At 65.0% G+C, this 19,694-nt stretch carries 20 protein-coding genes and 2 tRNA genes; 9 read left to right on the forward strand and 13 right to left on the reverse strand.

Annotated elements, in window-relative coordinates; genetic code table 11:
* Entirely contained in the window at window positions 1-1,662 is a 1,662-nt protein-coding gene (locus AOT83_RS24200) for a DAK2 domain-containing protein (protein WP_057963692.1), read from the reverse strand.
* 169 nt (window positions 1,663-1,831) lie between these two features.
* Here AOT83_RS24200 and rpmB point away from each other — a divergent pair, with 169 nt between their 5' ends.
* Window positions 1,832-2,029 (forward strand): 50S ribosomal protein L28, encoded by a 198-nt coding sequence (gene rpmB / locus AOT83_RS24205; protein WP_005056915.1) that lies wholly within the window; start codon window positions 1,832-1,834, stop codon window positions 2,027-2,029.
* An 18-nt stretch (window positions 2,030-2,047) separates the two neighbouring features.
* Complete coding sequence (locus tag AOT83_RS24210) at window positions 2,048-2,815, forward strand: enoyl-CoA hydratase-related protein (RefSeq protein ID WP_030094084.1); 768 nt, start codon at window positions 2,048-2,050, stop codon at window positions 2,813-2,815.
* A 90-nt stretch (window positions 2,816-2,905) separates the two neighbouring features.
* Here the strand turns inward: AOT83_RS24210 and AOT83_RS24215 are convergent, their stop codons facing one another.
* Genes AOT83_RS24215 through AOT83_RS24225 form a run of 3 tightly spaced genes read right to left on the reverse strand, consistent with a single transcriptional unit; the run spans window position 2,906 to window position 5,790 of the window.
* Window positions 2,906-4,156, reverse strand: coding sequence for a lipase family protein (locus AOT83_RS24215; protein ID WP_057963693.1), 1,251 nt, complete (start codon window positions 4,154-4,156; stop codon window positions 2,906-2,908).
* A complete protein-coding gene (locus AOT83_RS24220) occupies window positions 4,156-4,836 on the reverse strand; it encodes a uracil-DNA glycosylase (RefSeq protein WP_030094086.1) in 681 nt (226 codons plus the stop codon). The genes AOT83_RS24215 and AOT83_RS24220 overlap by 1 nt, the downstream gene beginning before the upstream one ends.
* 6 nt (window positions 4,837-4,842) lie before the next feature.
* Window positions 4,843-5,790, reverse strand: coding sequence for a thiamine-phosphate kinase (locus tag AOT83_RS24225; RefSeq protein WP_057963694.1), 948 nt, complete (start codon window positions 5,788-5,790; stop codon window positions 4,843-4,845).
* A gap of 17 nt (window positions 5,791-5,807) precedes the next feature.
* On the opposite strand from AOT83_RS24225, the gene AOT83_RS24230 reads away from it, so the two are divergent.
* Window positions 5,808-6,350 carry a DUF3515 domain-containing protein gene (locus AOT83_RS24230; RefSeq protein WP_057963695.1) on the forward strand — a complete coding sequence of 181 codons (543 nt, stop codon included), beginning with the start codon at window positions 5,808-5,810 and terminating at the stop codon, window positions 6,348-6,350.
* 1 nt (window position 6,351) lies between these two features.
* Here AOT83_RS24230 and AOT83_RS24235 read toward each other — a convergent pair whose 3' ends face one another.
* Genes AOT83_RS24235 through AOT83_RS24245 form a run of 3 tightly spaced genes read right to left on the reverse strand, consistent with a single transcriptional unit; the run spans window position 6,352 to window position 9,563 of the window.
* Window positions 6,352-7,461: a D-alanine--D-alanine ligase family protein gene (locus AOT83_RS24235; RefSeq protein ID WP_057963696.1), complete on the reverse strand. Its 1,110-nt coding sequence runs from the start codon at window positions 7,459-7,461 to the stop codon at window positions 6,352-6,354.
* A gap of 4 nt (window positions 7,462-7,465) precedes the next feature.
* Window positions 7,466-8,578: a cystathionine gamma-lyase gene (locus AOT83_RS24240; RefSeq protein WP_057963697.1), complete on the reverse strand. Its 1,113-nt coding sequence runs from the start codon at window positions 8,576-8,578 to the stop codon at window positions 7,466-7,468.
* A gap of 4 nt (window positions 8,579-8,582) precedes the next feature.
* A complete protein-coding gene (locus AOT83_RS24245; RefSeq protein WP_030094091.1) occupies window positions 8,583-9,563 on the reverse strand; it encodes an NAD(P)H-dependent glycerol-3-phosphate dehydrogenase in 981 nt (326 codons plus the stop codon).
* A 46-nt stretch (window positions 9,564-9,609) separates the two neighbouring features.
* Between AOT83_RS24245 and cofC the strand changes: the two genes are divergently transcribed.
* The 3 genes from cofC to AOT83_RS24260 are packed head-to-tail and all read left to right on the forward strand — an operon-like array spanning window position 9,610 to window position 13,356.
* Complete coding sequence (gene cofC / locus AOT83_RS24250; protein ID WP_057963733.1) at window positions 9,610-10,233, forward strand: 2-phospho-L-lactate guanylyltransferase; 624 nt, start codon at window positions 9,610-9,612, stop codon at window positions 10,231-10,233.
* Window positions 10,230-12,386 (forward strand): RNA degradosome polyphosphate kinase, encoded by a 2,157-nt coding sequence (locus tag AOT83_RS24255; RefSeq protein WP_256364554.1) that lies wholly within the window; start codon window positions 10,230-10,232, stop codon window positions 12,384-12,386. The genes cofC and AOT83_RS24255 overlap by 4 nt, the downstream gene beginning before the upstream one ends.
* Window positions 12,387-12,435: 49 nt before the next feature.
* A complete protein-coding gene (locus tag AOT83_RS24260; protein ID WP_030094094.1) occupies window positions 12,436-13,356 on the forward strand; it encodes an NUDIX hydrolase in 921 nt (306 codons plus the stop codon).
* Window positions 13,357-13,423: 67 nt separating this feature from the next.
* Here the strand turns inward: AOT83_RS24260 and AOT83_RS24265 are convergent, their stop codons facing one another.
* The 3 genes from AOT83_RS24265 to leuC form a co-directional block, all read right to left on the reverse strand.
* Complete coding sequence (locus tag AOT83_RS24265) at window positions 13,424-14,056, reverse strand: HU family DNA-binding protein (protein WP_030094095.1); 633 nt, start codon at window positions 14,054-14,056, stop codon at window positions 13,424-13,426.
* Window positions 14,057-14,217: 161 nt separating this feature from the next.
* Complete coding sequence (leuD, locus tag AOT83_RS24270) at window positions 14,218-14,817, reverse strand: 3-isopropylmalate dehydratase small subunit (protein WP_030094096.1); 600 nt, start codon at window positions 14,815-14,817, stop codon at window positions 14,218-14,220.
* A gap of 20 nt (window positions 14,818-14,837) precedes the next feature.
* A complete protein-coding gene (gene leuC / locus AOT83_RS24275; protein WP_030094097.1) occupies window positions 14,838-16,283 on the reverse strand; it encodes a 3-isopropylmalate dehydratase large subunit in 1,446 nt (481 codons plus the stop codon).
* A 49-nt stretch (window positions 16,284-16,332) separates the two neighbouring features.
* Here leuC and AOT83_RS24280 point away from each other — a divergent pair, with 49 nt between their 5' ends.
* From AOT83_RS24280 to AOT83_RS24290, 3 genes are read left to right on the forward strand one after another with little or no spacing between them, the layout of a single operon-like run.
* On the forward strand, window positions 16,333-17,034 hold the full coding sequence (locus AOT83_RS24280; protein WP_030094098.1) for an IclR family transcriptional regulator: 702 nt from the start codon (window positions 16,333-16,335) through the stop codon (window positions 17,032-17,034).
* Window positions 17,035-17,043: 9 nt separating this feature from the next.
* A complete protein-coding gene (locus AOT83_RS24285) occupies window positions 17,044-17,541 on the forward strand; it encodes a PPOX class F420-dependent oxidoreductase (RefSeq protein WP_030094099.1) in 498 nt (165 codons plus the stop codon).
* A gap of 8 nt (window positions 17,542-17,549) precedes the next feature.
* Complete coding sequence (locus AOT83_RS24290) at window positions 17,550-17,852, forward strand: hypothetical protein (protein ID WP_030094100.1); 303 nt, start codon at window positions 17,550-17,552, stop codon at window positions 17,850-17,852.
* 14 nt (window positions 17,853-17,866) lie between these two features.
* Here the strand turns inward: AOT83_RS24290 and AOT83_RS24295 are convergent.
* The 3 genes from AOT83_RS24295 to gltX all read right to left on the reverse strand — a co-directional run bounded on the left by AOT83_RS24295 (window position 17,867) and on the right by gltX (window position 19,692).
* Window positions 17,867-17,942 (reverse strand) — tRNA-Glu (locus AOT83_RS24295).
* A gap of 97 nt (window positions 17,943-18,039) precedes the next feature.
* A tRNA-Gln gene (locus AOT83_RS24300) sits at window positions 18,040-18,111 on the reverse strand.
* A gap of 78 nt (window positions 18,112-18,189) precedes the next feature.
* On the reverse strand, window positions 18,190-19,692 hold the full coding sequence (gene gltX, locus AOT83_RS24305) for a glutamate--tRNA ligase (protein WP_057963698.1): 1,503 nt from the start codon (window positions 19,690-19,692) through the stop codon (window positions 18,190-18,192).
* Window positions 19,693-19,694 lie beyond the last annotated feature (2 nt).

The raw sequence follows: 19,694 nt of genomic DNA on the forward strand, positions 1-19,694 counted from the left end.
TCACTCCACGCCGATGTGAACGACATCGGTGTGTTGCCCGGTGCGGTAGATCATCACCTCGACACCGCCATGGTGCGATCGGGTGTGCTCGATCAGCGCCTCGGCAAGAGACTCATCCACCTGGTCCGACAGCAGGATCGTCACCAACTCTCCACCAGAGGACAACATGATGCTCACCAAAGCCTTTGTGGCATTGGCAACTTCATGGTTCAGGACCAGTACCTCATCGCCGATGATGCCCATCGCATCTCCCGGCTCGCAGGTTCCCGACCAGGTGAGAGCACGCTCGGTGGCCACCCGCACCAGCCCGAATCGGGTGGCCCCGGCCGCACGCGCCATGGTGTAGCTGTCATCGACGGCCATCCGCTCAGGATCGTGCACCGCCAACGCCGCCAACCCCTGCGCCATGGACGCCGAGGGCAACGGGATGACCGTGATCCCCCATCCACGGGCCGCGGCACAGACCGCCACCAATTCCTCGGCGGCCATCAATCCGTTGGGCAGCACCATGATCTGATGCGCGCCACTGTCGACTACCGCGTCGAGGAGACGTTTGGCACTCGCCGGAGGTTCGTCGACGCGCAGGACCTGCGCACCCTCACTGGAGAAGAGTGTGGCCGCGCCGTCGCCCTCGGCCAGCGCCAGTACCCGGCGATGCCGGTGCCGTCCATCGTGGTGTCCCCCGCCCACATCACCGCGCAGCGATGAGATCTGGATCGATTGCGGAGTACCGAATTTCATCCCGGCCTCGATGGCGGCCCCCGCGTCATTCACGTGCGCGTGCACCGAATACCCCATGTCGCCGTCTCCGGCGATGGCGATGGAATCGCCCATCCCGTCGAGCTGCGTTCGCAGGTCTGCGATCTGCAGCTCATCACAGCCGGATAGCAGGTACATCACCTCGAACTCGGGCGGCAGTTCACGTGGAGGATCCAGGTTCAGTCCGCCCGAGCCACGGCCGGGCCCGGCCACCCACACCTGTGAAGCCGCGTTCTTCGGTGGTGATGGGCTGTACTCGCGGCGAGTGGGCAGTTCTCCGGCCACCACCAACACCAGGGCGTCGAGAATGACGACAAGACCGCGAGCGCCGGCATCGACCACACCGTTATCGGCGAGGATGTCGAGCTGCTTGGGCGTCTTCTCCAGGGCCGCCACCGCGGCGTCGGCGGCGGTGCTGACAAGGCCGACGAGATCATCAGTAGTAGGCGTGCCATCGGCGACGCGGTCCGCGGCCTCGGCGGCGGCGGCCAGGACCGACACGATGGTGCCCTCGACGGGAGTGCTCATCGAGGCGATCACGAACTGCGAGGCCTGCCGCAGCGCCCGGCGCACCACCTCGGCGCCGATGGCGTCCTGATCGGCGGCGGCATCGGCGATCCCCCGCACAATCTGCGACAGGATGACCCCTGAGTTGCCGCGGGCACCGTGGACTGCGCCCCGGGCCAGCGCCGCGGCAACCTGTGCCACCGTGGCGCCATCCCCCAGCGCCTCGGCGGCGTTCACCGCCGAACGCATGGTGAACAGCATGTTCGTGCCGGTGTCCGCATCGGCGACCGGAAACACATTCAGCCGGTTGATCTCGTCACTGCGGGTGATCAACCCCTCGACGGAGGCGCGCGCCCAATTGAGCAGCGCAGCGCTGTCCAATACCGAGAGCTGCATGTGAGAAAGCCTATCTACCGATGCTGACAGTGTCTGACGGTCTTCCCCCGAAGAGCTCATCTACGGCCATTTTGGTGTTCACGGGCCGGTCAAGCTATTCTTGCAGGGTTGTGGGCCACCCTGACTGAACAGGTCGTTGGCCGGAATCGCGAGTTTGAGGAGTTTCACTATGGCTGCCGTCTGCGACGTGTGCGGCAAGGGACCCGGCTTCGGCAAGTCGGTTTCGCACTCGCACCGGCGTACCAACCGTCGCTGGAACCCGAACATCCAGACGGTTCACGCCGTCACCTCCCCCGGTGGCAACAAGCAGCGCGTCAACGCCTGCACCTCCTGCATCAAGGCCGGCAAGGTCGTCCGCGGCGCCTGATCGCGTCCGGAACCTGCCGTGTCGTCTGATTACGTCGCCGTTCACAACGGCGTTCTGCACATCACCATCGCCACTGCGGCGGCTGGTACCTCTCTGGACTTCGCGGGAGTAGACGCTGCGGTTCCGGTCTTGCAGAATCTGCCCGCCGAGGTCGGCGCCATCCTGCTGACCAGTAGCGGACCCAATTTCTGTGCCGGCGGTAACGTGCGCGATTTCGCCGGTGCCGAAGACCGGGCGGCCAAGCTCAACGATCTCGCCGGTCGGCTGCATGCCTTCGTGCGCGCGGTAGACGCCGCCGATCGTCCGGTGGTGGCCTCCGTGCACGGGTGGGCTGCCGGTGGCGGGCTGAGCCTGGTGCTGCTGGCCGATATCGCCATCGGTGGCGAGTCGACCAAGCTGCGTGCCGCGTACCCGGGCATCGGATACTCCTCTGACGGTGGCATGTCCTGGGCGCTGCCCCGCGTCGTCGGCAAGGCCCGCGCCGCCGACATTCTGCTGACCGATCGCGTTGTCGAGGCGACCGAGGCACTCTCCATCGGGCTGCTGAGCCGCGTCGTCGCCGACGACGACGTGCAGGACACTGCCGTGGCCGCCGCCGAGAGGCTGGCAGCCGGTCCGCGTGAGGCACAGAACCGCATCCGTCGTCTTCTGCGCCTGAGCGCGAACAACACCCTGGACGCACAGCTGGACCTGGAGCAGGCCAGCATCGCCGAGGCCTCGGTTAGTCCGACGGGTATCGAGGGTGTCAACGCCTTCGTGGGCAAGCGCAAGCCCGTCTGGCCCTGACCTAGCGAGCCCATCACCCCGAGCGCATACCAGGCGCATGGGTTTCTCTCCGATCGCATACACCAGGTATGCGCTCGGCGAGCCGCGTTCTCAGCCCTGCAGTTTCTTACGAATCCAGTTCACAACCCACGGGATCGCAAGCATGTCCGCGGTGATGTGCTCACCGGGCAGAGCCCAGTAGTCCACGTCGGCACCGTTGGCGCGCCAGGTATCGCGCAGCGCCAGAGCTCCCTCTTCGGGGATGAACAGATCGCCGACCGCCTTACTGCGCGAGCCGTGATACAGCAGCACCGGCATCGTCGGGGTCAGGTCACCGGGCCGGTTGGCGCGGATAACGTGTTGCCCCAGCTCCGATTCGAACGGTGCCTCGATCGCCGAGAGCAGGTCCAGGTCGAATCGAAACAGACCCGCAGCGGCCAGCGGTGGCTGCGGCAAATTCTTGGCCCGGATCGCACAGTAGAGCGCGAAATCCCCGAAAATGGTCGCCAATTCCGGGAATTCACGAGCCTGGCCAATGGTGGCGGCCGCGAAGAGCCCCGCGCCGACGCCTCGATTCATGCTGCCGTGCAACAGCGCGTAATCGGTGGGGGTCCCTCCCGCCGCCGCGGCCGCGATGCGCAGCTCGGGTGCATAGGACGGCTGCAGCTGTGCGGCCCACACTGTGGCGATGGCCCCGCCGCTGTATCCGTGCATCACGATCGGCGAATCGGCGAGATCGGGCCGTTCCGAGAGCATTCCGCGTACCGAGTCCAGTACCGCGTGCCCCGCCATCTTCCCGGCCGCATACGACATCCGAGGGCCTTCATGATCCGGAAACAGCACGGCGTAGTTCTGCGCGGACAGGAAGGGGAACATCGGCGGATTGTCCCGATACCAAAGGTGCGCCAAACGATACGACGGCGTGAACTTGAGCCCCAGGGAGTTGATCGCCTGGTTGCGTACCACCACCGGACGTGAACCGGGACCATGCCACGGGCGGTCCGGCTCGATCAATGCCGCGGTCACGGGGACGGCATTACCCGCGGTATCGGTGGAGCGCACCATGATCCGCTGCATGGTGGCCTTGCGCAACGGAAGCCGGGGCGAGACCCTATCGGCGCGAATGACCTCGCCGGGTGCCAGCAGGCTCAGATCGCCCGGGTCGCTGTAGAAGTCGTCACCGTCGATCGGTGTCGGCAGGATCGCCGAGTACGGGTCCGCCCGTTGCTCGTCGGTGAGGTGGCGCACCGCCCAGGCATTGAGCCGGTCGACCACCGCCGGAGTACGCAGCGCGGTTCCGCCGGTCGCCAGGACCGCTGTCAGGCCACCCACGGCGGTCAATGCACCTGTAGACCAACGCATTACGGCAGCCGCCAATCGATCGGTTGGGCACCCAATCCGGCGAGCAGCTCGTTGGCCCGGCTGAACGGTTTGGAGCCGAAGAATCCGCGCGAGGCAGACAGCGGTGAGGGATGCACCGATTCGATGGTGGGCACACTCGCGCCCAGCATCGGCTTGAGTGTCGCCGCGTCACGCCCCCACAGAATGGCGACCAACGGCGTGTTCCGCGCGACCAGCGCCCTGATCGCACATTCGGTCACCGTCTCCCAGCCCTTGCCGCGATGGGAGGCTGGGGTGCTCGGCTGCACCGTCAGCACTCTGTTCAGCAGCATCACCCCCTGCTGTGACCATGGCGTCAGGTCGCCGTTGGCGGGCTTGGGCAGACCGAGATCGCTCTGGTACTCATCGAAGATGTTGGCCAGGCTGCGCGGCACCGGTCGCACGTCGGCGGCCACCGAGAAACTCAGACCCATCGCATGCCCGGGCGTCGGGTAGGGGTCCTGTCCGACGATGAGTACCCGGACATCGGCCAACGGATAGGTGAACGCGCGCAGCACGTTTGCCCCGGCGGGGAGATATCCGCGGCCCGAGGAGTTCTCGTCGCGCAGGAACTCCCCCATCTTGGTCACCTGATCGGCAACGGGTCCCAGTGCATCGGCCCAGCCGGGGTCAACCAGCTCGGTGAGAGGTCGGGCGGTCACGGAGAGTCAACTTAGCCGAAAAGAATCCCACCCGGTCGCCCGAGTCCAGGGTGCGCCGTCAACCGTCACACCCGTTTGCCCCGCCGTCACCTGGCCGATAGGTATCCAGCCCGCGGGGACCTCATCGGGAAAGGTCGCGACCAGGGCATGCTCCTCGCCGCCGGTGAAGATCCACTCCCATGGGTCGGCACCGAGTAGCCCCGCGGCGCCCGCCAGCGGCACCAAATACGGCTCCATGTTCGACGAGCTCAGGTCGACGCGGACCGCGCTGGACTCCGCGATATGTCCCAGATCGGCCAACAGACCGTCTGAGACATCCGTCATGGCCGTCGCTCCGGCTCGCGCGGCCACCGCACCCTGCCCATACGGTGGTGACGGCACCAGGTGGACCGCGCGGAGCTGCGGGAACTCGTCAATACCGTCCTGCCACAGGCGGAGTCCTGCCGCCGACGTGCCCAGCGCGCCGCAGAGGGCAACCGTTTCTCCCACGGTGGCCCCGCCACGGGTCACCGGGGCACGCCCCTGCAGGTCGCCGAGCGCGGTCACCGAGACCACCAGCTCGCGCGAAGCCACCAGATCTCCGCCCGCGACCGATGCTTGCACCCGCGCCGCTTCGGCCCAGATTCCGTCGTTGAGCTGGTCGAGGAACGCGATGTCGGTTTCGGCGGGCGCACCCACCGCGACCACAAAGGCCGTGACCCGTCCCCCCATGGCCTCGATATCTGCAGCGTTCTGCGCCACCGCTTTTCGGCCGATATCCGATGCCGATGACCAGTCGAGGCGAAAATGTCTGTCCTGCACCAACATATCCGTTGATACCAGAACTCTGCTGTCCGGCGCGCGGACCACTGCGGCGTCGTCGCCCGGGCCGAGCTGGACGTCTACACCGGGCACACGACCCGCTGTGAGCCGGCTGATCACGCCGAACTCGCCGGTATCGCCCAGATTTGGCACTCGGTTAGTGTAGGCCCGTGCAATCCGAAGACGGCCCGCCCCGCAAGCTCCTCATCGGTATCGCCATTTTCGGCGCGGTCGCAGCGTTGGCCGTTCTCTTCGGCGTCCTGAAATTCGCGCAGTTCCAGGACGATAAGAAACCCATGGCCATCACCAATATCCCTGCACCTCAGGCTAATTCGCCCCTGTGTGTGGATATGACCAAGGCCTATCCGGACAACATGGCGGGCGACTGGAAGCGGGCGCAGATCGTCGAGCCCAAACCGCCCGCGGCGGCCGCGTGGCGCCGGGGCCAAGATTCGGTGGTCGCACGCTGCGGTGTGGACCGACCGGCCGAGTTCGCCGTCGGCACCTCGGTCGAGCAGATCAACGGGGTGCAATGGTTTCGGGTCACCGATGCCGCGGTGGGCATCACCACCTGGTTTGCCGTGGATCGCGGCGTCTACATCGCCGTGACCATGCCCGATGGTTCAGGTACCGAACCGTTGGTCGAGATGTCCGACGCCATCGGCAAGGCGCTGCCGGCCGTCAAACCCGATCCGCTGCCACTACCCCGCTGAATCAGCGCAGGCCAGTACCCCGCGCCAGCGCGGTGCGCACCATCGCATCCAGCAGCGCCGGATAGTCCACACCGGTGGCCGCCCACATCCGCGGGTACATCGAAATCGTGGTGAATCCGGGCATGGTGTTGATCTCGTTGATCAGCGGGCCGTCTTCGGTGAGGAAGAAGTCCACCCGGGCCAGACCCTGACAATCGATCGCCCGGAACGCCGCCACCGCGAGCTCGCGGATCTGATCGCTCACCTCGTCGTCAACCTTGGCGGGCACGTCCAATTCGGCCGTGTCATCGAGATACTTGGTCTCGAAGTCGTAGAACCCGTCTTCGCGACCACGTACACCCTCGACCCGAATCTCACCGAGCACGCTGCCACGGATATCACCGTCGGGGAACTCCAGCACACCGCACTCGAGTTCGCGTCCGACGATGGCGGCCTCGACGATCACCTTGGGGTCGAACTGGCGCGCATGGGCAATCGCGGCAGGCAGTTCCTCCCACGCGGTGACGCGCGAGACACCGAATGACGAGCCCGCCCGGGCAGGCTTGACGAACACCGGCAGTCCCAGATCCTCGCGCTGCTCCGCGGTCAGCGTGGCATCACGCGGACGGATCACGACGTACTTGCCGACCGGCAGCCCCTCAGCGGCCAGCAGTTTCTTGGTGAATTCCTTGTCCATACCGGCCGCGCTCGCCAGCACGCCCGCGCCCACATAGGGCACTCCGGCCAGCTCCAGCAGACCCTGAATGGTGCCGTCCTCGCCGTAGGGCCCATGTAGCACCGGGAACACCACGTCCACGGAGGCCAGCACCTGTCCTGCGGCGCTCGAATCAACGTTGACCAATTGGCCCGCGCGACGCGGATCGGTGGCGAGTAACAGCTCGGTACCGGAGGCATCGGTGACCTGCGGCAGCGTGCGGTCGCTGATCGCCAGCTGCGCCGGGTCGCCATCGGTCAGCACCCAGCCACCTTCGGGGGTGACACCGACCGCCACCACCTCGTACGCATCCTGGTCAAGGTTGCGCAGAACGCTGCCGGCGGACACGCAGGAAATCGCGTGCTCACTACTACGTCCGCCGAACACGAGCGCGACCTTGATCCGGGAGTCGTTCACAGTGTCAGACCGTACCGGCTGCGAGCGCGGTCTCAATGTCGGCCAGCAGATCGTCGGTGTCCTCGATACCCAGGGAGATCCGCGCGAATCCTTCCGGAACCGCGTCACCCCAGCGCGCCCGGCGATCCACCGAGGTGTGCACGCCACCAAAACTCGTCGAAGCGGCCAATAGCTCGCTGGCACGCACCAGCGCATGCACGGCGTCGGCACTGGCCAGTTCGATCGATACGAGGGAACCGAACCTGCTCATCTGGGCGGACGCCACGGGATGGGAGGGATCGCCCGCAAGCCCGGGGTATCGCACCGACACCACACTGGGGTGTTCACCCAGCATCGTCGCGAGTGCGAGCGCGTTCTGGCACTGACGTTCGAATCGCAGCCCGGCGGTGGCGAGGCTGCGCGCCCCCAACCAGGCCTCGAACGGACCGAGGATCGCCCCGGCGCGCGATCGTTCCTGTAAGACGGCCGACAGCAGATCCTCGCGCGACCCCGCGACGTACCCGGCGATCAGGTCACTGTGACCGGAAAGCGCCTTCGTCGCGCTCGCGACCACCAGGTCGGCGCCCAACTCCAGCGGAAGCTGACCCATCGGGGTGGCCGTGGTGTTGTCCACCACCAGCACGCCACCGCGGGCGTGCGTCTCACGGGCCAGCAGAGTCAGGTCCACCACATCCAGGCGCGGATTGGAGGGAGTCTCCGCCACCACCACATCGGCCTGCGCGGCGGCGGCCACGATCTCATCTGACTTGGCAGCGATCACATTAATACCCAGCGCTGCAAGGTTTTCCGTGGCATAGCGCCGCGTCTGATAGTAACCGTCCTCCGGAACCACCAGCGTCTGTCCGGGGCGGACCAGCGCACGTAACGTCGAGGCGATCGCACCCATACCCGAGCCGAACACCAGCGCGCTATCGGCGCGCTCCAGCGCCGCCAGACCCGATTCCCACTGTCTCCAACTGGGATTGGATGCGCGCCCGTATGTGTCCAGAGAGTCGTCCTCGGGCACCGGCAGATGGTAGGCAGAGGCGAATACCGGCCCCGCAAGAAAAGGCTGCCCGGCAACAGGTTCGGCGGTGGCGGCCACAACGGCCCGGGTCGATATCCCTGGCTCTGGCATGTGCTTACTCCGGTTTGGTACTGCGCCCTAACAACTGCGCGACGGCATCGGTGACGCTCAGTCCGCGATGACAGACGCCATGAACAGCTTCGGTGAGCGGCATCTCGACGTCATAGCTCGATGCCAACGCCAGGATGGACTCACAGGAGGTGACTCCCTCCGCGACCCTACCGCCGGCGGCGTTACGTGCCTCCTGCAGCGTCTCACCGCTGCCCAGCCGCATGCCGAAGGTCCGGTTTCGCGAGTGCGTCGAGGTGCAGGTGGCCACCAGGTCGCCGACCCCCGCCAGACCCGCAAGCGTGGTGTGGCTGGCGCCCAGCGCCAGCCCCAGCCGGGTGATCTCGGCCAGCCCGCGCGTGATGATGGTGGCTATCGTGTTCTCCCCCAACCCGACTCCGGCGGCCATGCCGCAGCTCAGGGCGATCACGTTCTTGCACGCGCCCCCCACCTCGCAGCCGACGACGTCTGCGTTTGTGTACGGGCGGAAGTAACGCGTGGAGAAGGCGCGCTGCAGGGCGACGGCCCTGGTCGAGTCGGTGCACCCGATGACGGTGGCCGCGGGCTGGCCCGCCGCGATCTCACTGGCCAGATTCGGGCCGGTCAGCACCGCAACCCGGCTGGGATCGGTGCCCAGCACCTGAGTGACGACCTGACTCATCCGCATGAGCGTGCCGACCTCGATGCCCTTGGCCAGGCTCACCACCGAGGACCCGGGTTCGATGAGGTCGGCCCAGGGGGTCAGGTTGGCGCGCAGAGACTGCGACGGCACCGCCAACAGCACCAAGTCGGCGCCCTGCAGGGCTTCTTCGGCCACTCCCGTGGCGACTATCGAAGCGGGCAGATCCACATCGCTGAGGTACACCGAGTTCCGGTGCGTCGCATTGATCTCATCGGCTAGTTCGGATCGGCGTGCCCACAACCGCACATCGTGTCCGGCGTCGGCAAGCACCTTGCCCAACGCGGTCCCCCAGGAACCAGCACCCATCACCGCAGCCGTGGCCATGGCAGACACCCTAGCCGGGGCTGGCACCATGGAGTACGTGGGCAGACAGGCTGGCACAGACTTCGGCGTGATCATCGCGGTCAAGAACTTGGCGACCGCGAAGAGCCGCTTGGCGCCGTCCCTGCCCGCACCTGAGCGGGAACGGCTGGTGCTGGGCATGCTGACACACGCCATCTCGGTGGCCTTCTCCGCCGCCCGAACCGTGGCGGTGATCAGCCCTGATCCCGCGGCTAAGGCGGCGGCCGGCGAGGCCGGGGCCCGGTTCATCTTCGATGACACCCCTGAGGGCCACCCCGACCCGCTGAACAACGCGTTGCGCAGCGCCGCTACCCAGCTGCGGGCGGCATCTCCGAATCTTGTTGTGTTGCAGGCCGACCTTCCCGCGGTGACGGCCCAGGAATTCGCGGCCGCGATGCAGGCTGCCCGCAGCCATGCGCGCAGCTTCGTCGCCGACCGGCACGGCACCGGCACGGCGGCGCTGTTCAGCACCGACGGCGAGCTGAATCCGCTGTTCGGAATCGATTCGGCACGGCGACACCGGGATTCGGGGGCCGTCGAGCTCACCGGCGATTGGCCCGGTTTGCGCTGTGATGTGGACACCCCGGAAGATCTGAGCGCGGCCCGTGAACTGGGAGCAGCGCTGCCGCTCTGAGTCGGGCCGATAACTCTATGATCACAAGGGTGACCACACCCAGCGTTCCTCCGGCCGCAACCACGATCGCGTCGGGTGAGGAGCTGCCCGAAGACCGGTACCTCAACCGGGAGCTCTCGTGGCTGGATTTCAACGCGCGCGTGCTCGCTCTGGCCGCCGACGAATCACTGCCCATCCTGGAGCGCGCCAAGTTCCTGGCGATCTTCGCCTCCAATCTGGACGAGTTCTACATGGTCCGCGTGGCGGGCCTGAAACGCCGCGACGAGACGGGCCTATCGGTGCGTTCGGCCGACGGCCTGTCGCCGCGTGAGCAGTTGAAACTGATTGGTGAGCGCACGCAGGAGATCTCGGTCCAGCACGCCCGCGTGTTCAGCGAGTCGGTACGGCCCGAACTCGCCGAGAACGGCATTTTCGTCGTCACCTGGGCGGACTTGTCGGAGAACGAGCGCAGTTACCTCTCGTCGTATTTCACCGACCAGGTCTTTCCGGTGCTGACCCCCTTGGCCGTGGACCCGGCGCATCCGTTCCCTTATATATCGGGCCTGAGCCTGAATCTCGCGATCACCGTCCAGGTTCCCGAGACAGGTGGCCAGCACTTCGCCCGAATCAAGGTGCCTGACAACGTCGATCGATTCGTCAGGCTGCGCAGTCCGGAAGGCGCCGAGGCCGCGCAGGCGGCCCACACCGCCCGCTTCCTTCCCATGGAAGAACTCATCGCCGCGCATCTGTCGGCGCTGTTCCCGGGGCTGGAAGTCGTGGAGCACCATGCATTCCGCATCACACGGAACGCCGATTTCGAGGTCGAGGAAGACCGCGACGAAGATCTTCTGCAGGCACTGGAACGTGAATTGGCTCGTCGCCGGTTCGGCTCACCGGTTCGGCTCGAGGTCGCCGACGATATGACCGAGCACATGCTCGAGCTGCTCTTGCGTGAGCTGGATGTGAATCCCGGCGATGTGGTGCAGGTACCGGGCTTGCTCGACTTGTCCTGCTTGTGGCAGGTCTATGGCGTGGACCGTCCCGCACTCAAGGACCCCACGTTCGTCCCGGCAACCCACCCCGCGTTCGGTCAGGGCGAGACCCCGAAGAGCATCTTCTCCACCCTGCGCGACGGTGATGTGCTTGTTCATCATCCCTACGACTCGTTTTCCACCAGCGTGCAACGGTTTATCGAGCAGGCGGCGGCCGACCCGCAGGTGCTGGCCATCAAGCAGACGCTGTACCGTACCTCCGGCGACTCGCCCATCGTCAATTCGCTCATCGATGCCGCCGAGGCCGGTAAGCAGGTGGTCGCCCTGGTCGAGATCAAGGCGCGCTTCGACGAGCAGGCCAATATCAAGTGGGCCCGAGCCCTGGAAGATGCCGGCGTGCACGTGGTCTACGGCTTGATCGGCCTGAAGACGCATTGCAAGACCGCACTGGTGGTGCGCCGCGAGGGGTCCGCCATCCGTCGGTACTGCCATATCGGTACCGGAAACTACAACCCGAAAACCGCCCGGCTCTATGAGGACGTCGGCCTGCTGACCAGCGCCCCGGAGATCGGCGCGGACCTCACCGACCTGTTCAACTCGCTCACCGGGTATTCACGGAAGGTGTCCTACCGCAACCTGTTAGTGGCACCGCACGGAATTCGCGCGGGGATCATCGACCGCATCGACCAGGAGATCGCAGCTCATCGGGCCGGGCAGGATGCCCGCATCCGAATGAAAATGAACGCGTTGGTGGACGAGCAGGTCATCGACGCGCTGTACCGGGCATCGCAGGCCGGTGTTCCCGTCGAGGTGGTGGTGCGCGGTATCTGCGCGTTGCGACCTGGCGTTCCGGAGTTCTCCGGCAACGTCACGGTGCGATCCATTCTCGGCCGGTTCCTTGAACATTCGCGCATCATTCACTTCAACGCCATCGATGAATTCTGGATCGGCAGCGCCGACATGATGCATCGTAATCTGGACCGACGGGTCGAGGTGCTTGCACGCGTCACCGATCCGAAGCTCACCGCACAGCTCGACGATATGTTCACCTCCGCGTTGGACTCCCGGACCCGCTGCTGGGAGCTGCAGTCCGATGGTCAGTGGTTGGCCTCGCCTGCGGACGGCGAGGAGGTGCGCGACCATCAGGTCGAAATGATGAAACGGCACCGCTCACATACCTGAGCTAGCCCAGGTTCTTCTGGCTGAACAACTCTCCCCCGAAGGAGCTTTCGTGCCCGATCCGACGACGCGGACCGGTGCTGCGGTCCTTGCTGCCGGAGCCGCACTCTGGCGGTACAAGGAAGACACTGCCGGAGCCATCGAAGTGGCGCTGGTGCACAGGCCACGGTACGACGATTGGTCATTACCGAAGGGCAAGCTCGATCCCGGTGAGACGGCGGCCATCGCCGCCGTCCGTGAGATCGCCGAGGAGACCGGATTCAGCGCCCGGCTCGGCAGACGATTGCCATCGGTGAGTTACCCGGTGGCCCAGGGAACCAAACGCGTCAGATATTGGGCGGCACAAGCTTTGGACGGGAAGTTTGAAGCCAACAATGAAGTCGATGAGATTCAGTGGATGTCGGTAGCGCGGGCGATCAAGACGGTCAGCTACGCCGTTGATCGGAAAGTGCTGCGAAATCTCGCAAAGCACGAAATTGACACTCGGACATTGATCATTGTGCGCCACGGAAAAGCGGGGCGAAAGGAACGCTATTCCGGCGATGACACGCTGCGTCCGTTGGACAAGAAAGGCCGCGCCCAGGCCGAAGCGCTTACCAGTCAATTACTCGCATTCGGCGCCAGTGCCATTCACGCTGCCGATCGATTGCGCTGCCGGCAGACCGTCGAACCGCTTGCCGAGGAACTGAACACGGTGATCTATAGCGAGCCCGCACTCAGTGAAGAGGCCTACTGGGCTGATCGAAAGCGTGCACATCGCCGAATTCTCGAAATCGCCGGGTCGGACGGCATCCGGGTGGTATGCACTCAGGGACGGGTCATCCCAGACCTCATCCAATGGTGGGCAGATCGCGACGGTGTCCGCCCCGATAAGTCACGTAACCGCAAGGGCAGCATGTGGGTGCTGTCGATGCACGGCCAGAAACTGCTGGCCGCAGACCATCTGGACAGCCCGCTGCCTACTGGCGGCTAGCCGCCTACACTGCCCCAAAAGCAACATCGGGCCCCACCCTGAGGTGGGACCCGATGTTGTCTTGAAACTACTTGCGGCCCTTCTTGGCCGGAGCCTTCTTGGCCGGAGCCTTCTTGGCGGGAGCCTTGGTCGCAGCCTTCTTGGCAGGAGCCTTGGTCACGGCCTTCTTGACGGGAGCAGCCTTCTTAACGGCGACTGCCTTCTTCACGGGCGCCTTCTTGGCGGGAGCGGCCTTCTTGACCACTGCCTTCTTCACGGGCGCCTTCTTGGCGGGAGCAGCCTTCTTGACCACTGCCTTCTTGACCGGGGCGGCCTTCTTGGCGGGAGCCTTCTTGGCCGGGGCTGCCTTCTTGGCGGCGGCACGCTTCGCCGGGGCGGCGGTGGAGCCACGCTTCACAGCGGGACCGTCGGCCGGAAGCTTCTGCGAGCCAGAGACAACCGCCTTGAACTGTGCACCGGGACGGAACGTCGGAACCGACGTCGGCTTCACCTTGACGGTCTCACCGGTACGCGGGTTGCGGGCGACACGTGCGGCGCGGCGACGCTGCTCGAAAACGCCAAAACCGGTGATGGTCACGCTCTCACCCTTATGCACGGTGCGAACGATGGTGTCGACGACGTGCTCCACCGCGGCGGTGGCTTGCCGGCGATCCGAGCCCAATTTCTGTGTCAGAACGTCGATGAGCTCTGCTTTGTTCATGTAAAACCCTCCGAAGCCAGTGGTCCACTTTGAACCGACTTCGAACACGGTAAACCCAACTGCACCTGATTTCCAAGTGCCACGCGTAATTTCGGCAAAATTCTCTAAGCCTTTTGCCGACCTAAAAGGAATGCCCTTGGCCCCCAAGGGCGCCCAATCAGCTACTCGGAGGGCTCCAAAGTGCGGGGTTTGAACTCCGGCCGAGAGGCCTCGAAAGCTTCGATTTCGTCGACTTTTCGCAGCGTAAGGCCTATATCGTCCAGTCCTTCGAGCAGCCGCCACCTGGTGTAGTCGTCAATATCAAACGGCACCACCGCCGTTCCGGCGGTCACTGTCCGATCGTCAAGATTCACAGTGAGTTCCAAACCGGGGTTCTGCTCGATCAGTTTCCACAGCAGCTCGATGTTGGACTGATCCACCAATCCGGCGACCAGACCGGCCTTACCGGCGTTGCCCCGGAAGATGTCTCCGAAACGGGACGACAGTACTACTCGAAATCCGTAGTCCATCAAGGCCCACACGGCGTGCTCGCGGGACGATCCGGTGCCGAAATCGGGCCCGGCGACAAGCACGCTGCCCCGGTTGAACGGCTCCTGATTGAGAATGAACGAGGGATCGGCACGCCAACCGGCGAAGAGACCGTCCTCGAAACCCGTTCGGGTGACACGCTTGAGGTACACCGCCGGGATGATCTGATCGGTATCGACGTTGGAACGACGCAGCGGCACACCAATTCCGGTGTGAGTGTCGAATGCCTCCACTATTTCCTCTCCCTGCTGGTCTAGAGCGCGGATTTTGCCAAATCAGCTGGCGATGAGAGCTTTCCCCGCACCGCCGTGGCCGCGGCGACGGCCGGTGACACCAAGTGGGTACGACCGCCCTTACCCTGGCGGCCCTCGAAATTCCGGTTCGAGGTCGACGCGCACCGCTGCCCGGGAGACAGCTGGTCAGGGTTCATCCCCAGACACATGGAACATCCCGCCTGGCGCCATTGAGCGCCCGCGGCCGTGAAAATCTCACCCAGTCCCTCGGATTCGGCCTGCGCACGCACCCGCATCGAGCCGGGAACAATGAGCATGGTGACCCCCTCGGCCACCTTCTGGTCCCTTAGTACGTCGGCCACCGCGCGCAGATCCTCGATCCGCCCGTTGGTGCAGGACCCCACGAACACGGTGTCCACCGGGATCTCACGCATCGGGGTACCCGGGGTGAGATCCATATAGGTCAGCGCCTTCTCGGCCGCCAGCCGCTCCTCCTCATCGGCCATCAGCTCCGGATCAGGCACATCCGCGCTGAGGGGCACTCCCTGCCCCGGATTGGTGCCCCAGGTGACAAAAGGCGTCAAAGTACTGGCATCGATGTGCACTTCGGCGTCGAACTGAGCGCCCTCGTCGGTGCGCAGCGAGTCCCATTCGGCCACAGCGGCATCCCACAGCTCCCCCTCGGGGGCGTGGGGACGACCCTTCAGATACGCATATGTCGTCTCGTCGGGGGCGACCATGCCTGCCCGCGCACCCGCCTCAATGGACATATTGCACATAGTCATTCGGGCCTCCATCGACATCTCTTCGACGGCCTGCCCGCGGTACTCCAGGACATAGCCCTGGCCGCCTCCGGTGCCAATCTTGGCGATCACCGCCAAAATGACGTCCTTGCTGGTGACGCCCGTCGGCAGGGGGCCGTCGATGTTGATGGCCATGGTCCGAAAGGGCCTCAGTGGCAAGGTCTGCGTGGCCATCACGTGCTCGACCTCGGAGGTCCCGATGCCCATCGCCAGTGCCCCAAATGCCCCATGTGTAGAGGTATGGCTGTCGCCGCACACGACTGTGGTGCCCGGCTGAGTCAAGCCCAGCTGCGGTCCGACCACGTGCACGATGCCCTGTTCGGCGTCGCCCATCGGGTGCAGGCGGATGCCGAATTCTTGGCAGTTGCGCCGTAGCGTTTCCACCTGAGTGCGCGACACCGGATCAGCGATCGGCTTGTCGATGTCGATCGTCGGCACATTGTGGTCTTCGGTCGCGATCGTCAGATCCGGCCGACGCACCTGGCGCCCGGCGAGCCGCAGGCCGTCGAAGGCCTGCGGGCTGGTCACCTCGTGGACCAAATGGAGATCGATATAGATGAGGTCTGGCTCTCGGGCCTCACCCTCACCGGTTCCGCGTACCACTACGTGGGAGTCCCAGACCTTCTCTGCCAGGGTCCGGGGCTGTTGGACACTAGTCATCATTGGCTCCGTGCTCATTGCGTCTCATTATTTGGAACGCTAGTATCGTTCCGTGAGACAGCATAGCGGTATCGGCGTCCTCGACAAAGCGGTGCAGGTCCTGACGGCCATCGGCGACTCCCCCTGCGGGCTGGCGGAATTGTGCGAGCGCACCGGGCTCCCTCGGGCCACCGCTCACCGGCTGGCGGCGGGGCTGGAGGTCCACCGACTCCTCTCCCGTGACGGTGACGGGCAATGGCAGCTCGGCGCCGGGCTGACCGAACTCGCCGCACATGTGAACGATCCGCTGCTCAGCGCCAGCACCCAGGTGCTGCCGAAACTGCGTGAGATCACCGGCGAGAGCGTGCAGCTCTACCGCCGCGAAGGCACCGTCCGCATCTGCGTGGCGGCACTCGAACCACCAGCGGGGCTTCGCGATACCGTGCCGGTCGGATCACGCCTGCCCATGTCCGCCGGATCAGGTGCCAAAGTTCTGCTTGCCCACAGCGACACCGCCACCCAGGCCGCGGTGCTGCCCGGAGCGACATTCACCGAGCGTGCTCTGGCCGATGTACGCAAGCGCGGTTGGGCGCAAAGCGCCGCCGAACGGGAGGCGGGGGTCGCCAGTGTGTCAGCGCCCGTTCGCGACCGGCACGGCAATGTCGTTGCGGCGATATCGGTTTCCGGCCCCATCGATCGGATGGGCCGGCGGCCGGGCGCTCGCTGGGCCGCCGATCTCGTGGCCGCATCAGAGGCGATAACAGCCCGGCTTTAAGCTCCGAAGATGGGAACCAACCAGCGCTCGCAGATCGTCATGTCTGACGAAGAGATCACCGCGTTCATCAACAACTCACGCAACACCACCATGGCGACCATCGGCGCCGACGGGCAGCCGCACCTGGTCGCCATGTGGTACGCGGTGATCGACGGCGAGCTGTGGTTCGAGACCAAGGCCAAGTCGCAGAAGGTGGTCAACCTCAAGCGCAATCCCACCATCACATGCCTCATCGAGGACGGACTCACCTACGACACCCTGCGCGGCGTGGCGATCGAGGGCCAGGCAGAAATCGTCGAGGACCCGGACAAGCTGTTCCAGGTGGGCGTCAGCGTCTTCGAGCGGTACACCGCCCCGTACACCGAAGAAATGAAGCCATTTGTCGAGACGATGCTCAACAAGCGCATCGCGGTCCGGGTGCGCCCTACCCGCATTCGGTCCTGGGATCACCGCAAGCTCGGCATGCCCGCGATGCCCGTGGGCGGGTCAACGGCGCCGCAGCAGTAGGCACGGCGGTGGGCCGGCTCGCGCGCGATGCGTTCGACTCCTTCCGTGAGGGTCTACGCCATAAGAAGATCAAGCGGCCATTGAGCGATGCGCTGGTCCACCACCTCAGTTCTGGCGAGGTGGGCGGAGAACAGGGCGACCGGATCCGTGAATTGTGCGCCGAGACCCTCGACATCGAGGTGGACGTCGCAAAGGCCGGCGCGCATCAAGCACGCAAATTTGTGATCTGGACCCTGCGTAACCGCCATCCGGAGCTGACCGAGGAAGCACTGCGGATGTTAGGTGACTACCGCGCCGAGAGTTGGCGCTAGCTTCGAAGAAGAGCTGGTACCCCCGATGGGATTCGAACCCACGCTACCGCCGTGAGAGGGCGGCGTCCTAGGCCGCTAGACGACGGGGGCTAGAACATTTCCGTGCAACGCGCGTGGCGCGCAGACTTGACAGTCTAGCTCACCGGTATGCATCACACCAAATCACTTGTCGTGCAAATGATTTGCGCTGGGGTACCAGGACTCGAACCTAGAATGGCGGTACCAGAAACCGCTGTGTTGCCAATTACACCATACCCCATTGGCCTCGCAGAACCGCAGGTCAGCGCGCTGACAGCGGACTTTGGAGCCGACGAGCAGACTACCAAACCAAGGGCGATTAACCCGAATCGGTTTGGCCCTCTACCTCATTTTCCCAGGTCCGAGCGTTTCGCAGCCGCTGCAGGGTGCGTTCGGAACCCAGCAATTCCATAGATTCGAACAGCGGCGGGCTCACCGTCGCACCGGTGACGGCGACACGCAGCGGCCCGAACGCCTTCCGGGGTTTGAGTTCGAGCCCCTCGATGAGCGCGCCCTTGAGCGCCTCTTCGATCGCAAGTGTGGTCCAGGCGTCGACGGACTCCAGCGCACCGATCGCCGCATCCAGCACCGGCAGCGAGCCCTCCCCTAGTTCCTTACGGGCCGATCCCGGATCGATGGCATAGACATCGTCGTTGAGGAACTTCAGCAGCCCCCAGGCGTCGCCCAGCACCACAACCCGCGTCTGCACCAGATCTGCCGCCACCGCGAAAGCGCTGTCCTCCAATCCGAGCTCGTACCCATGGGCGGCAAAGAAGGTCTGCAGCCGCGCCACGAACTCCTCCGGGGCCAACAGCCGGATGTGCTCGGCGTTGATGGCGTCGGCCTTTTTCTGATCGAACCGCGCCGGATTCGAGTTGACGTTGGCGACGTCGAAGGCGGCGACCATCTCCGACAGGCTGAAGATGTCATGATCGTCGGCTATCGACCATCCCAGCAGGGCAAGGTAATTCAGCAGCCCCTCGGGGATGAACCCGCGGTCGCGGTGCAGGAACAAGTTGGACTGCGGATCACGCTTGGACAGCTTCTTGGTGCCCTCGCCGAGCACCGACGGCAGGTGCGCGAACACCGGTATCGAGTCGGCGACTCCGATCCGGATCATGGCCTCATACAAGGCGATCTGGCGCGGGGTCGACGGCAGCAGATCCTCACCGCGCAGCACGTGGGTGATCTTCATCAACGCGTCGTCGACGGGGTTCACCAACGTGTACAACGGATCTCCGTTACCGCGGGTCAGCGCGAAATCGGGCACCACACCCGCGGCGAACGTGGTCTCCCCACGCACCAGGTCGTTCCAGGTGATGTCGTGATCGGGCATCCGCAGTCGGACAACGGGGTTGCGCCCTTCCGCCTGGAACGCCGCACGCTGCTCATCAGTGAGGTCGCGGTCGTAATTGTCGTACCCGAGCTTCGGATTGCGTCCTGCGGCGAGATGGCGCGCCTCCACCTCCTCCGGTGTGGAGAACGACTCATAGGCCTCCCCCGCCGCGAGCAGCTTGCGTACCACCTCGAGGTGTAGGTCCTTGCGCTGCGACTGCCGGTACGGCGCGTACGGGCCGCCAACCTCGGGGCCCTCGTCCCAGTCCATGCCCAGCCACCGCAGGGCGTCCAGGATCGCCAGATAGCTCTCCTCGCTGTCGCGGCCCGCATCGGTGTCCTCGATACGGAATACGAAGTCGCCACCGCAGTGTCGCGCGTAGGCCCAGTTGAACAGCGCGGTCCGTATCAATCCGACATGCGGGGTGCCGGTCGGCGATGGGCAGAAACGTACCCGGACCTTGCCAGATCCAGTGGTGTCACTCATTG

It is taken from the genome of Mycobacteroides sp. H001 (assembly GCF_001440005.1).
Lineage (GTDB): Bacteria > Actinomycetota > Actinomycetes > Mycobacteriales > Mycobacteriaceae > Mycobacterium > Mycobacterium gwanakae.

Coding starts and splice junctions, on each gene's coding strand:
- AOT83_RS24215 (WP_057963693.1), bottom strand. CDS start 4,156: ATGCGTTGGTCTACAGGTGCATTGACCGCCGTGGGTGGCCTGACAGCG.
- AOT83_RS24240 (WP_057963697.1), bottom strand. CDS start 8,578: ATGCCAGAGCCAGGGATATCGACCCGGGCCGTTGTGGCCGCCACCGCC.
- rpmB (WP_005056915.1), top strand. CDS start 1,832: ATGGCTGCCGTCTGCGACGTGTGCGGCAAGGGACCCGGCTTCGGCAAG.
- AOT83_RS24245 (WP_030094091.1), bottom strand. CDS start 9,563: ATGGGTGCTGGTTCCTGGGGGACCGCGTTGGGCAAGGTGCTTGCCGAC.
- AOT83_RS24265 (WP_030094095.1), bottom strand. CDS start 14,056: ATGAACAAAGCAGAGCTCATCGACGTTCTGACACAGAAATTGGGCTCG.
- AOT83_RS24200 (WP_057963692.1), bottom strand. CDS start 1,662: ATGCAGCTCTCGGTATTGGACAGCGCTGCGCTGCTCAATTGGGCGCGC.
- gltX (WP_057963698.1), bottom strand. CDS start 19,692: ATGAGTGACACCACTGGATCTGGCAAGGTCCGGGTACGTTTCTGCCCA.
- cofC (WP_057963733.1), top strand. CDS start 9,610: ATGGAGTACGTGGGCAGACAGGCTGGCACAGACTTCGGCGTGATCATC.
- AOT83_RS24285 (WP_030094099.1), top strand. CDS start 17,044: ATGGGAACCAACCAGCGCTCGCAGATCGTCATGTCTGACGAAGAGATC.
- leuC (WP_030094097.1), bottom strand. CDS start 16,283: ATGATGACTAGTGTCCAACAGCCCCGGACCCTGGCAGAGAAGGTCTGG.